Consider the following 13,256-nt stretch of genomic DNA (forward strand, 5'->3'; position numbering starts at 1 on the left):
AATAATTATTTTAAAAACTGAATCAGGTCAGTTTGCAGCTTTTCCAGTTCTACTAATTTAAACGTTCTCAGATGTCCACGCAATGCAGAAATATCTTGGATATTTTGCTTGCGTTCAGGCGCATTAAAAATGTCATGTGGCCCTAAATAGCACAGCACACGTTGTTGGGGATGAAAAATAAGATCGCCTTCACGGTATTGGAAAAATTGACTTAATCGGAGCACAAAACCCGGGCTAAGCTGTTTTGCCATTTGCATGGGATCTGTGCCATAAAATTTTAAACGCTGATTGGTGCGTATATCACTGCTATGCCAAGGATGGCGATAAGGTGAGGGGAATGGACGTCTTGATGTGCTAATGGCAAGCCCTTGCACAGAGACATCAAAGACAAATGCACCCCACAAATTTTTATGTTGTTCAATGAGTTTGACGGTATTGCCATTTTTGTCGATGGTTTTAATTTCATCTACATAGTGGTATTCAAACAACAAGACTTGGTGTTCTTGTTCATTTTCATCTAACCATGTGGTGCTGGCATAACGTGAGATGTCATTGCGTAATGAGCCACGTTCAAATACAGGAAAAAGGCGTTTTAAATTGCCAATAAATTGCCGAGGATTAAGTGGCATTGAAATATGTTGTGGCTGTTGTTGAAAGTGGAGATGATATTTATGTGTCAGCACACGTTCTTCTAAATATTCAATCACATCATTGATGGAGCGCTCTTGCTCATAAATCAGATAGGCCCAAAACAACATGCCAAAACCCAAGGCAAAATTGCATTGCAGCCAGAAATTGTGCGGTGCAATGATAAGGCTGAATACTTGCATCAAGCCAAAGAGTGCCAAAAACCACGGCAGGGTGTTTTCAAACTTTAGAGAAATTGAACCTTGCCATGGATGCAAGCCATTAAGAATGTCCTGATGGCTTTTGGCATCACTCGATAAGTGCCACAGCCGATCGATATTTTTAAACACCACTTCATTTTTCTTACGACGAATATGAATGGAGCGTTGCACTGCATCGATCGGCATAGATGGGTCCTGTAATTATTTAGCCTGATCAATCAGCATGGCATCACCATAGCTGAAGAAGCGGTATTTGCTTTCTACGGCATGCTTATAGGCATTTAGAATATTGTCACGATTTGACAACGCTGAGACCAGCATCAGTAGGGTAGATTCAGGCAAATGGAAGTTGGTAATCAGACGATCGACCACTTTAAACTCATATCCAGGATAGATGAAGATTTGGGTGTCACCAGTCCAGCCTTTGAGTTCACCGCCATTGGCCTGTGCCGCACTTTCAGTCGCGCGAGTCGCTGTTGTGCCGACAGCAATGACTTTATTGCCACGTTCTTTGGTGGCTTTAATCAGGGCCATGGATTCATCAGAGACCTGACACCATTCACTGTGCATGATGTGGTTTTCAATATTGTCGGTACGAACCGGCAAGAACGTACCTGCACCCACATGCAGGGTCACAAACGTTTTTTGAATGCCTTTTTCTTCCAGCTTTTTCAATAAATCTTCGTCAAAGTGCAATGATGCGGTCGGGGCGGCAACGCTGGCAATTTTAGTCGGGTCGTTAAAGACAGTCTGATAGCGTTCTGTATCAATCGCCTCTGCTTCACGGTTAAAGTAAGGTGGAATAGGCAGGGCGCCGTATTGATCCAGGACATCTAAAATCGGCTGGGAGAATTCCACAACAAACAGATTCTCATGACGGCCTTGAACAGTCACTTTAACGACATCTGGGCCAATAAACAGTTCAGCACCGGCTTTCGGTGTATTGCTGGCTTTAATGTGACAGTGCGCGATGAACTGATCCATCATGCGTTCAACCAGAACTTCAACTGCACCACCTGAAGCACGTTTACCTTTCAGGCGTGCTTTCATCACTTTAGTATCGTTTAGTACCAATAAATCACCTTCATTCAATAAATCCAGAATGTCGGTAAATTGGTGGTCATGATATTGACCTTCAGCATCGAGGTGTAAAAGGCGGGAAGCACTACGTTGTTCAAGCGGATAGCGAGCAATCAGCTCATCTGGGAGATCAAAGCTAAAATCAGAAAGTTGCATGACAAGTTACGGTAATAAAAACTGGGCTTAGTATAAACTTTTTTCTTTTTCAGGGAGGAAATTGCAGCTTTATAGATCAAAAAAATGAGTTTTGTTTTAAAATTAAACAAATGCAGAGAATCTGCGTTGACATCTGATCGAAACCGGGTAATATACCTTTCATCCACTCCCGAGGTGGTGAAATTGGTAGACGCGGTGGACTCAAAATCCACTGTCAGCGATGACGTGTCGGTTCGAGTCCGACCCTCGGGACCAAAATTCTAAAGAGCCCTAAGCATATTCAGTCTTGGGGTTTTTTATTGCCTGATATTTAATTTAACTATTTTAATTCCTTTAATTTCAGTAACTAAAGTGTTAAATGAATTCTTTGCTATAAAAAAATCCCTCTAAATTTAGAGGGATTTTTTTATTTCAAAAGCTTTAGGGTGCAGGATTTGGTGGAACCAGTTTATCCAAATCTTTATCGGACATCTGGTCGAGTTCAGCAATATCGGTTTTGATTTTCCATTGAGATTCATCATCCACCGGATTCGGCAGGCGTGCTTCTAACCAGTCACATACCACATCCGGCGGGAAATCTGTATGATTGCATTGAATCACCCAGCACAGGAAATCCTTCGCTTCACCATTCATATACGGAGGAGGGGATACCGGTAAAAACTGCGTTGGCAGGCGTTCATTCTTAGAAATATAATTCAGAACATGACCGAGTTCCTGTACAGTTTGCCAAGCCAGCGGATGGTCTACATCAATACGAAACTTGAACCACCATGCCTGCTTGCCATCAGATCCATAGCTATCAATCAGGTTTTTTTGAACACTTGGGACTTTACAGAAATATTCATATAAACGATCAAAACTTAAATCGGACACGATGTTGGACTCAAAATTCGGAAAATCAAAGTTTAGCACAAAGCATGCACGCAGCACCTGAGCCGCAGCACAAATGTCTTTTCACTATCGGCTGTAAAACCTTGTGGTATAACTGGATAAATTCATATTTCCTCCGTAAATTCTGTATAAAATATAGGCAAACCTATCAAAGGAAGTTCCTATGAAAATCATCTTGTCCAGCGCCTGTCTAGCTGCACTATTATTTGGAGCTTCTGTCCCAGCTGTAGCAGGAAATAACTGGGCCGGCTATACCAGCAAAGAGACTTATAAACGCCCGCAGCACCCACGCCCACCACAGCAGCATTATCCGCAGCGTCCGCGACCGCCTGCACATCATTATCCGAATCAGTGGGGCCATCCACCGATTCAAAATGGGGTGAGTATTCGTTATCAGGCACCGACCACTGTTTATCAAAACTCGACCAGCTATAGCTGGGTAAATGGCGATCCGAACGTGGCACATATTGAAAGCTCACGTTATGTACTGATCAATGACTGGCGCCGTTTGGGTCTGCCTGATCCGCCTACTGGAATGCACTGGATCTATGAAAATGGACGTTATGTGTTGGTGAATAATCGTTAAACCGCCCTGAATGAAGAGATACTGCGGTTATGCGTCAATAACTCAAAAAAACAAAATAATTTCCTCACCGGTGAGGAGAGGGCTAGGGAGAGGTGATCTGGAATAATATGTTTCTCAAATTCTAAATGAAATTGACACGTATACATTAAGTCCCTCTCTCTAACTCTCTCCCAAAGGAAGAGAGGATTCTTCAATACAGTTATGAATAAAACATTTTATGCCAACTCATCATCTTCAGGGCGAGGGGTCTTGCCTTGAGGAACTGGTTTTTCAGTATGTTTGTCTCGGATAATTGATGGATAGTTCCAGGATGCATAACGCACAATTAAAATGGCGAAAGCCAAAATGAGGATAGAACCCGTAATAATCACTTGATCCATACTGGCTTTATGCGTGTGTTGAATATCAGAAATCAAGAGACGTGTCAGCGCAGTAATCGCAATGTAGATCAGGAATCGAACTGGCATATGATTGGTTTTAAAATAAATACCCACCATCGCGCCTAATTCCAGATAAATAAATAACAGCAGAATGTCATCAATACTGGCAAATTTTTTGACTGTCAAAATGTCGATGACGGTATGACCGGCAGACCAGATCACCATACAGCCAATAATGAACAGGGCGAGATAATGAAAACTTTCTACGGCAAGATTACCGCCGCGGTCGAGGAGGGCTTCTATTTTCTTGGCTTTGGAATTAGGTTTCATCACTATGTCCTCCTGATTAAAAATAAATGATTTATAAATCTTAGGAAATTTTCTGCAAATTTCATGCAAAGAAAATGAAAATATGGAAAATAAAAATGTAAAAAGATGAAAAAGTGTACTTTTTTCATACCAAATTGCTATATTGTAGAAGTTATACATCGAATAATGAGGGAGAAAAAAGATGTTAGAAAAAATCCAAAATAAGATTAATCAATTAGAAACAGGCAAAAAATTAATTCTGGGTACAGGGATTAAAAGTGATGACATGCAGAAAGTATTAGAGTTGTGTGAATCTTTGCAGTCTGAAGGGGAAATCCGAATTGTGAACAAGCATCTGAATCCTAAGGTGGCCAATCAGCCAGATACGATTCTGATCGAAAAAGTTTAAAAGCATAATAAAAAAACGCCTGCAATTGCAGGCGTTTTTTATGGCTTAAATATTTTAAGACTGAGTTGTGAAGTATTCTTCAGAGAACTGTGTTAATGCTTCTGAACCTGCTTTGACTTTAGTAATACGCAGTGCCAGTTCAGGCAGAATGCGTTGTACGAAATAACGAGCAAGACCCAGTTTGTTCTGATAGAACTCACCTTGTTTATCTTTCGCAGCATGGGCAATGCGCGCGAACATATAAGAGAAGCTCAACAGGCCTACTGCATGCAGGTAATCTACTGCTGCACCATTCGCATATTCTGGATTTTCTTTCGCAGCTTCAATAATATGCTGGGTTACTGCTTCAACTTCTGCAGCCGCATCAAGGGTCGCATCTTTAATGAAGTTCAGGTCAGCATCCAGTGCATTGGTAAAATCACGGATTTCCTGAATGTATTCAGCAATAAATTCACCATTACATTTAATGGTCTTACGGCCAATCAAGTCTTGTGATTGAACACCGTTAGTTCCTTCGTAAATCTGTGAAATACGTAAATCACGGATACACTGTTCCATACCCCATTCACGAATATAACCATGACCACCGAAGACCATTTGTGCATCAAGTGTTGCATTGAAGGCTGTATCAGTCAGATACGCTTTCGCGATCGGTGTTAACAGTGCAACACGATCATTGGCTTTCTTGATTGCTTCTGCATCAGTCGAGAACTTGGTGATGTCAAGCTGTTGACCAACGTACACAGCGAATGCACGAGAGGCTTCATTGTTTGCACGCACATTTAAAAGCATACGACGGACATCGCCATGTACTAGAATGCTGTCTGCTGGTTTGTTTGGAGACTGAACGCCAGAAGCACTACGGCCTTGCAGACGATCTGTCGCATATTGTGCCGCATTTTGGTAAGCGAATTCAGAAGCGCCTAGGCCCTGGATACCCATAGACAGACGTTCATAGTTCATCATTACGAACATGGCTGCCAGACCTTCGTTTTCTTTACCTACCAGATAACCTTTGGCACCGTCGAAGTTCATGACACAAGTGGCAGATGCTTTGATCCCCATTTTGTGTTCAATCGAACCTGGACCTACCGGATTACGTTCGCCCATCGAACCATCTTCATTCACAAGGAATTTAGGCACGATGAACAGGGAAATACCGCGAGAGCCCGCAGGCGCATCCGGTGTTTTTGCCAATACCAGGTGAATAATGTTTTCAGCCAGGTCGTGGTCACCACCAGTAATGAAGATTTTGGTACCGGTAATGCTGTAAGTACCATCACCATTGCGTTCAGCTTTGGTTTTGATGATACCGAGGTCAGTACCCGCATGTGGTTCGGTTAGACACATGGTACCTGACCATTCGCCAGAATAGATTTTTGGTAGGTAAGTTTCTTTTTGCGCTTGAGAACCATAGCTGTTCAATGCCATACCCGCACCGACAGACAGCAATGGATACAGCATGAAAGAGGGGTTAGTAGCGAAAAGCATTTCATCTGACAGAACGGTCAGCATTTTTGGCATTTCCTGACCGCCCCATTCAGCATCAGCACCAAGGCCAATCCAGCCGCCTTCAGCATATTGTTTGAATGCTTCTTTAAAGCCTACAGGTGTGGTCACAGCGCCATTTTCATATTTCGCGCCTTCTTCATCACCGGTACGGTTCAATGGAAGGGTGACGTTCTGCGCAAATTTAGCCATTTCTTCAAGAATTGCTTCTGCTGTTGCAGCGTCTAAATGGGCTAAATTTTCATTGGCTTGCCAGAATTGTTCAGCATTGAATACATCGTTCAGGATGAATTTCATATCGGCAAGTGGCGCGTTATAAATTGGCATAGTGGGTCACCTGTTTCTTGTTTGAATCGATTGATTTTGAGTCAGTCTAATGCATTAAAAATCTTATTATTAGACGACTAAAGGTTAATTCTGTAACGCTTTATAAAGAAAAAGGACGCTTTAAAAGTAACCGTCCTTTTCCTTGTTTCTGCATTTAAAATTGCATCAGCTTAGAATGCGAAATGTTCCGCATCCAGGCTCATTAACGGCTCTACACCAGTCGCAATCACGTCAACATGCGAGCGTACACGTGGCAGGATCTTCTTGAAGTAGAAGCGTGCAGTGGTTACTTTGGCATTGTAGAAGTCGACATCGGTAGTACCCGCAGCCAAGGCTTCTTGTGCAACCAGTGCCATACGAGCCCATAGGTAAGCAAGCGTTACATAGCCAGAGAAATACATGTAATCAACTGCCGCAGCACCGACTTCTTCAGGGTTTTGCATTGCACGCATACCAATTTGCATGGTCAAATCGCCCCATTCTTTGTTCAGCGCTGCAAGCGGTTCAACAAATTCTTGCATTGCTGCGTTGTCTTTGTTGGCTTCTGCGAATTTGTGAATGATCTTGGTGAAGTCTTTCAGCATCGCGCCTTGCGTACCCAGAACCTTACGACCTAACAAGTCAAGTGCTTGGATTTCAGTAGTACCTTCGTATAAGCAAGCAATACGTGTATCACGTACGATTTGCTCCATACCGTGCTCGGAAATAAAGCCGTGACCACCAAACACCTGTACACCGTGTTTTGCAGCTTCTGAACCGGTTTCGGTCAGGAAGGCTTTGGCAATTGGCGTCAATAAAGACAAGATGTTGTCAGAGAATTTACGATCTTCTTCAGTTGCACCTTGTTCAACGATATCTGCGTGTAGACTCAACAGATGCACTAGTGCGCGACCACCTTCTGCAAATGCTTTCTGCGTCAACAGCATGTTACGTACCGCAGGATGCACAATGATTGGATCTGCTTCTTTTTCAGGGGCTTTCGGGCCAGAAAGTGAACGCATTGCCACACGGTCTTTGGCATAAGCCAATGCACCTTGGAAAGAACCTTCAGATGCTGCAAGACCTTGAACGGCTGTACCAATACGCGCAGTGTTCATGAACGTGAACATGCAGTTTAGACCACGGTTTTCAGGGCCAATCAAGAAACCTTTCGCGTTATCAAAGTTGATCACACAAGTTGCGTTACCATGAATCCCCATTTTGTGTTCGATTGAACCGCAACGAACTGCGTTACGCTCCCCTAAAGAGCCATCTGCATTTACATTGAACTTTGGTACGATAAATAAAGAAATACCCTTAGTACCTTTAGGTGCGCCTGGTAAACGTGCCAATACGATGTGCACGATATTCTCTGCCATGTCATGTTCACCAGCAGAGATAAAGATTTTCTCGCCAGAAATTGCATAGCTACCGTCTGCTTGTGGTTCAGCTTTAGTACGGATAATACCTAAGTCAGAACCTGCATGAGATTCGGTTAAACACATGGTTCCGGTCCAGACACCTGATACCAGATTTGGCAGATAGGTATCTTTTTGTTCTTGAGAACCGTGGTGCTCAAGGGTACGTACCGCACCGTGAGATAGACCTGGGTACATGCCCCATGCCCAGTTTGCTGTACCTACCATTTCTGAAATCACGTTTCCTAAAGAAACAGGTAGACCTTGACCGCCATATTGCTCTTCAGCAGAAAGCGATGGGAAACCCAGTTCGATATATTTTTGATACGCTTCTTTAAAGCCGGTCGGCGTGGTGACTACACCATCGTTCCAGGTACAGCCTTCGCGGTCGCCCACCTGGTTTAAAGGAGATAATTCGTTTTCACAGAAGTCTGCAGCAGCTTCTAAATATTGGTCAACTAACTCACGGCTTACGTTTCCAGAGAATGCAGGGAGTTTTGCATAATGTTCTTCAGCATTTAATAATTCATGCAAAACAAATTGCATATCACGTAGTGGCGCTTTGTATTGTGGCATATCGGTTTCCTCAATACTGGTTTATACCAGCGTTATAATCCTGAATTAAATTGAAACGTGCCTTCATTGACACGTATTGACATGGTCTAATCGTGCAACATCTTCCTTGTTGGCACAAGCATTTCAAGGCTATTTCTTGGTGACTGTAAAGTCAAAGATAATTACCCTTGAAATCTTAAGTATATTGAGTGTAAACGTTTTTATAAAAAAATATCTGACACGAATGGTCAAAAACCTGCACACTTATATAGACTTAGTTCTAACAATCAACACGCATAAAAAAAGACACCCGGAAGTGCCTTTTTAACAATAAATTTGAAACGTTCAGTTAAGAAGTCTTAACGGCTGGTGCTTTAACTGGAGCATTTGGCTGGAAACGGACGTGACACTGACCATTAATGGTTTTTTCACCTATTTTGAGCTGTACAGCTGCGCCATCTTTTTTACCCTGACAGGCCTGAACAGCAGCTTTTTGCTGTGCCTGACGTTGAGCCAGACGCTGGTCGAACTGTTTTACCATTTCCGCACGTTGCGCATCAGTCAGTGCTTCACCACGGTTTAATGCTCCGCGAAAGTCACCACGCATTGGGCGATGTTCACCTTTCATACCACGGAACTCGCCACGCGCAGCTTTCATATCTTTACGGTCTGCTTTGAAAGAGATCTGACAAATACCGTCTACAGTTTTATCACCGGCTTTCACCTGAACTGTACTGCCAACAGCTTTGTTATCACAGGCCTGTTGCATTTGCTTATGCAGCTGCGCACGTTGTGCACGCATTTGCTTGAACTGTTCACGCTGTTCTGCAGTCAGATGACGACCTATATGATCTTGTTGATGTTTCATCATTTGCGGATGATCTTCACTTGGTGCATGCTTAGTCGATTGACACGCGGTCAATGCCCCCATTGATAACACACTTGCACCCAGGACGATGATTTTTGTCATTGCTTTCATTGTATTTGTCTCCAAGCCACGAGCCTGATCTGTATGTTGCAAAGAATAAACAATAAAGATGAAGAAACAATGAAGAGTTTTTTCAGCTTGTGTTCGCTACAATAATGAATCTAGAGGAAAAACTGAGAATCTGCTTTTGAATATTCGCCGCATTCCGATTGCACTCCGGCTGTTTTTAACAGTGCTGTTTACCACCTTGGTGATTACCACGGTGAGTCTCGGTGTGCTTCATCTCAACATGCAGCGTAATTTCACTCGCTATGTTGCCGATGTGGAAATGCAGAAACTGGATCATGTCATTGAAAACCTGGCCGAAGTCTATGGCGTTTATAATGACTGGGGCAATGCAATTCAGGCTCAGATTCTACAGATCGAAGGTGAGGCAGCGCCGGATGATTATGACCGTCTGTCACGCTGGTGGTTACGTCGTCAGTATGATATTGCCTTACAGCAACGTTATTTTCAGGATCACACCCTAGCCAATGTAGCACCAAGCCTGATGGGCACAGATGCTGAACAGCGTACTGTAAATGAGGAAGAACTACGTGTATTGGCAGCAAATTTACCTTCGCAGTTTCAGCCTTTTGAAGGTTTAAAGTTCCCGCTGAGTTCTAATCAGAACCTATTTAGAACTGATCGTAAAAATGGCTCGCAGTTAACAACACAGCCGCAAGCGGGTAAAAAACAGTTTATCCAGATGCCTGACCGTATGGGTCTGAGCTCACGTTTATCTCTTTATGATGCCAAACGCCGTTTTGTCGTGGGTGAACCTTCCGATGAGCAGATTTCTTATCGCCCGATTATGGTAGACGATAAAATTGTCGGTTACCTGGGGCTAAAACCGGTACTGGATCAGGAAGATGCATTAAGTATCAATTTCTTTAGTAATCAGAAACGTTACCTATTCCTGGTATATGGCCTCAGTATCCTGACCAGTCTGATCGCTGCACTTCTGTTAGCGACTTATTTCAAAAAGCCGATTCAACGCTTGTTGCAAGGTACACGTGAGTTAACCAAAGGCAATTATCAGCATCAGGTTAAAGTCAACCGCAATGATGAGCTGGGTGATTTATCCAATGAGTTAAATCAATTAGCTGTCATTCTCAATCAACATGAGACTTCACGTCGCCAATGGGTAGCAGATACCTCGCATGAGCTGAAAACACCACTAGCCGTGTTGCAGGCACAGATTGAAGCGATGCAGGATGGAATCCGTAAGCCAACTCCAGAACATTTTGCTTCGATGCTGGCACAGGTGACCAGCCTGAAAAAACTGACTCTAGATTTGGCAGCCTTGGCACAGGCTGATGCCCAGCAATTACAGATGTACGTCAGTACGATTAATCCATGGGATGTGGTACAGCAGGAATTAATGAACTTCCATCCAAAGTTTGAACAGGCGCAATTAACTGTGACTGCGGAAGGTGAAGGCGCAGACGTAGAGCTAGATCTGGACCGCTTTAAACAGATCGTGGCCAATTTGCTGAGCAACAGTATTCGCTATACTGAAGCGGGTGGACAGGTACATATTCATACTGAACAGAATGACAAAGAATGGACCTTATATGTCGATGACAGTCCGTTTGGTCTGACCGATGAACAGCTGGCCCGAATAGGTGAACGTTTCTATCGTGTAGATGACTCGCGTACCCGTGCCACTGGTGGTACCGGACTGGGTTTGGCATTATCGTGTAAAATTACGCAAGCATTAGGTGGAAGTTTAAGCTTCGATCATTCGCCACTTGGTGGATTACGTTGCAAACTGACTTTTCCTAAACAAATAAAATCATAAGGAAGTTTATTCATGAAACACATTATGCTGGTTGAAGACGAAGTCGAACTTGCACAATTGGTGCGAGACTATCTAGAAGCTGCTGGTTTTGAAGTCAGCATGTTTCATGATGGACAGGAAGCTTATAACAGTTTCACTCAACGTAAGCCGAGCCTGATGATTCTGGACCTGATGGTGCCACGTATGGATGGCCTGACCATCTGTCGTAAGGTGCGTGAGCAGTCCGATCTACCGATTATTATGGTAACGGCACGTACTGAAGAAATTGACCGTGTACTCGGCCTGAATATGGGTGCAGATGACTACATCTGTAAACCATTTAGTCCGAAGGAACTGGTCGCGCGCGTGCAGGCAGTTCTACGCCGTCTGGATCGTAAAGCCGAACCGGAAAGCAATGATTTGTTCCGTATGGATAAATCGCAACAGCGCATCTGGTATCAGCAAAAAGCGCTAAACCTGACCCCAACAGAATTCCGTTTACTAGAACTGTTTTTAGAGCATGTGGGGCAGGTGTATTCACGTGCGCAGTTGCTGGATCATATTAACCCGGACAGCTTCGATGTGGCAGACCGTGTGATTGATAGTCATATCAAGAACCTGCGCCGCAAGATTTCCGAGGCTGCTGAAACGGGTAACCGTCATGAGTGGATTCAGGCAGTTTATGGTGTGGGTTACCGTTTTGAATATCCTGAGGACTAACTCTGGTTCAAGGAAATCACGAAAGCGAATAGATTTTCTCTATTCGCTTTTTTATTCACTAAAGAATACTGTGGTACGTTTTACTATAAAAATAGCACGATAGAAGCAACTTAAATGAATATCTGAATTGGTGAGGAATAGAAGATTGATACCTGAATATGTAAATATCTAATGAAAGAAACCTTTCTAAATAAAAAATAAAAGTTTAAGAACTAATCACTTAAATTTATGAGTTAGCTGATTAGCACTAGACTCGGTAAGCTGTCATTAAAAAGTAAACATGTATTCTTTTCCGAATTGGTTTGATACTCTCTCCACCCATTGCTCTATTTTATCAGCTGTCATGACTTGAAAATCTCGCCAATAATATTTCATCTGCTTCCATACCATCTCGATTCGATTTAACTCAGGGCTATAAGCTGGAATAAAATACAAATTCGTCGAAAAGTTACTTTTAAGTAGCTCTCTGTAATCAGCCATCTTTTTACTTCTATGAATCGAGGCATTATCAACAATAAGAACCAATGGAAGGTTATAAGTCTGTTTTACTTGTTGAGCTATTCCAGTTAAATAGGCATAAAACCAAGTGCTTGTAACAGACTCTTGTAAACAACTTGTCACCAGTTTCCCCGTTGAAAGCAAACACCCCATGACATTAACTCGTTTTAATCTTATTGCATCAACCGCATGAACATCACCTATCTTTGTCCACGCATAGCGGTTATCAGGTGTAGATGAAAACCCTGTTTCATCAACATAACCTAATATAATTTCACCACGTGCCGCTTGCTCTCGTAATTTTTCAATCTGCTGTGTTGCTTGTTCAAATGCAATCGGATCTCTTTTTTTTCAAGCTATGACGGGTACGCTTGAAGACCATACCTGAATCACGTAAAAACTTACGAATGGTTTCAACAGACACGGACACTTCGTATTCTTCATGTAGTTTGACTCGGATTTGTTCTGCATTGAGTGGACTTGTATTGACCCAATCTAGGATTTTCGCCTGATAGTCTGAGATCAATGTATTGGGCCGACCTGAGCGATGACCTTCTTTAATCGATTCAAACTCATACAATTCCCAACGTCGGCGTTGTAGCCTTATGGTTTCTGGGATACGTTCTTGTAGAGTGGCAACTTCCGCAACACTTTTACCTTCAGAAAGCCAGAGAATAGTTTGGGCACGTTGTCTTTCACGCCAATGTTTTGCATGCTTGGCCAGAAAAATGAGTCGTTCTCGCTGTTCTAAACTAAGTGGTACAGAAACAATTCGAGGCATGTGTGAACATCTGTTAACTAAAAAAACTTTTTCGCATGATTAGTTATTTTTGTCAACTTA

At 42.9% G+C, this 13,256-nt stretch carries 13 protein-coding genes and 1 tRNA gene; 5 read left to right on the forward strand and 9 right to left on the reverse strand.

The window, feature by feature from the left end:
* Positions 1-5: 5 nt before the first annotated feature.
* Together ACTJIX_RS12390 and queA are read right to left on the reverse strand one after the other, a co-directional pair.
* Entirely contained in the window at positions 6-1,034 is a 1,029-nt protein-coding gene (locus ACTJIX_RS12390; protein WP_048881975.1) for a hypothetical protein, read from the reverse strand.
* A gap of 15 nt (positions 1,035-1,049) precedes the next feature.
* Positions 1,050-2,084, reverse strand: a complete 1,035-nt coding sequence (queA, locus tag ACTJIX_RS12395; RefSeq protein WP_248603572.1) for a tRNA preQ1(34) S-adenosylmethionine ribosyltransferase-isomerase QueA — start codon at positions 2,082-2,084, stop codon at positions 1,050-1,052.
* A gap of 168 nt (positions 2,085-2,252) precedes the next feature.
* Here queA and ACTJIX_RS12400 point away from each other — a divergent pair.
* Positions 2,253-2,339, forward strand: a tRNA-Leu gene (locus ACTJIX_RS12400).
* Between the two features lie 165 nt (positions 2,340-2,504).
* Here the strand turns inward: ACTJIX_RS12400 and ACTJIX_RS12405 are convergent.
* Entirely contained in the window at positions 2,505-2,957 is a 453-nt protein-coding gene (locus ACTJIX_RS12405; protein ID WP_163165025.1) for a hypothetical protein, read from the reverse strand.
* A gap of 181 nt (positions 2,958-3,138) precedes the next feature.
* On the opposite strand from ACTJIX_RS12405, the gene ACTJIX_RS12410 reads away from it, so the two are divergent.
* Positions 3,139-3,561 (forward strand): RcnB family protein, encoded by a 423-nt coding sequence (locus ACTJIX_RS12410; protein ID WP_004891459.1) that lies wholly within the window; start codon positions 3,139-3,141, stop codon positions 3,559-3,561.
* A gap of 215 nt (positions 3,562-3,776) precedes the next feature.
* Here ACTJIX_RS12410 and ACTJIX_RS12415 read toward each other — a convergent pair whose 3' ends face one another.
* Positions 3,777-4,271, reverse strand: coding sequence for a phosphate-starvation-inducible protein PsiE (locus ACTJIX_RS12415; RefSeq protein ID WP_004891463.1), 495 nt, complete (start codon positions 4,269-4,271; stop codon positions 3,777-3,779).
* Positions 4,272-4,452: 181 nt separating this feature from the next.
* Between ACTJIX_RS12415 and ACTJIX_RS12420 the strand changes: the two genes are divergently transcribed.
* Positions 4,453-4,659, forward strand: coding sequence for a hypothetical protein (locus ACTJIX_RS12420; protein WP_004891465.1), 207 nt, complete (start codon positions 4,453-4,455; stop codon positions 4,657-4,659).
* Between the two features lie 54 nt (positions 4,660-4,713).
* Here ACTJIX_RS12420 and ACTJIX_RS12425 read toward each other — a convergent pair whose 3' ends face one another.
* The 3 genes from ACTJIX_RS12425 to ACTJIX_RS12435 all read right to left on the reverse strand — a co-directional run bounded on the left by ACTJIX_RS12425 (position 4,714) and on the right by ACTJIX_RS12435 (position 9,426).
* A complete protein-coding gene (locus ACTJIX_RS12425; RefSeq protein ID WP_004891467.1) occupies positions 4,714-6,495 on the reverse strand; it encodes an acyl-CoA dehydrogenase C-terminal domain-containing protein in 1,782 nt (593 codons plus the stop codon).
* A 170-nt stretch (positions 6,496-6,665) separates the two neighbouring features.
* Positions 6,666-8,468, reverse strand: coding sequence for an acyl-CoA dehydrogenase C-terminal domain-containing protein (locus ACTJIX_RS12430; protein ID WP_004891469.1), 1,803 nt, complete (start codon positions 8,466-8,468; stop codon positions 6,666-6,668).
* Between the two features lie 328 nt (positions 8,469-8,796).
* Entirely contained in the window at positions 8,797-9,426 is a 630-nt protein-coding gene (locus ACTJIX_RS12435) for a hypothetical protein (protein WP_111810324.1), read from the reverse strand.
* Positions 9,427-9,562: 136 nt separating this feature from the next.
* On the opposite strand from ACTJIX_RS12435, the gene baeS reads away from it, so the two are divergent.
* Both baeS and ACTJIX_RS12445 read left to right on the forward strand, forming a co-directional pair.
* Complete coding sequence (gene baeS / locus ACTJIX_RS12440; protein ID WP_440611482.1) at positions 9,563-11,218, forward strand: sensor histidine kinase efflux regulator BaeS; 1,656 nt, start codon at positions 9,563-9,565, stop codon at positions 11,216-11,218.
* 12 nt (positions 11,219-11,230) lie between these two features.
* Positions 11,231-11,917, forward strand: a complete 687-nt coding sequence (locus ACTJIX_RS12445) for a response regulator (protein ID WP_004891477.1) — start codon at positions 11,231-11,233, stop codon at positions 11,915-11,917.
* Between the two features lie 267 nt (positions 11,918-12,184).
* Here ACTJIX_RS12445 and ACTJIX_RS12450 read toward each other — a convergent pair whose 3' ends face one another.
* Both ACTJIX_RS12450 and ACTJIX_RS12455 read right to left on the reverse strand, forming a co-directional pair.
* The gene (locus ACTJIX_RS12450; RefSeq protein ID WP_121533679.1) at positions 12,185-12,751 is read right to left on the reverse strand and encodes an IS630 family transposase; all 567 of its coding nucleotides are present in this window, start codon (positions 12,749-12,751) and stop codon (positions 12,185-12,187) included.
* Positions 12,741-13,196, reverse strand: a complete 456-nt coding sequence (locus ACTJIX_RS12455) for a helix-turn-helix domain-containing protein (protein ID WP_004973749.1) — start codon at positions 13,194-13,196, stop codon at positions 12,741-12,743. Before ACTJIX_RS12455 ends, ACTJIX_RS12450 begins: the two co-directional genes overlap by 11 nt.
* Positions 13,197-13,256 lie beyond the last annotated feature (60 nt).

Origin of the sequence: Acinetobacter sp. 22323, assembly GCF_052044895.1 — a bacterium.
GTDB classification, from domain to species: domain Bacteria; phylum Pseudomonadota; class Gammaproteobacteria; order Pseudomonadales; family Moraxellaceae; genus Acinetobacter; species Acinetobacter schindleri.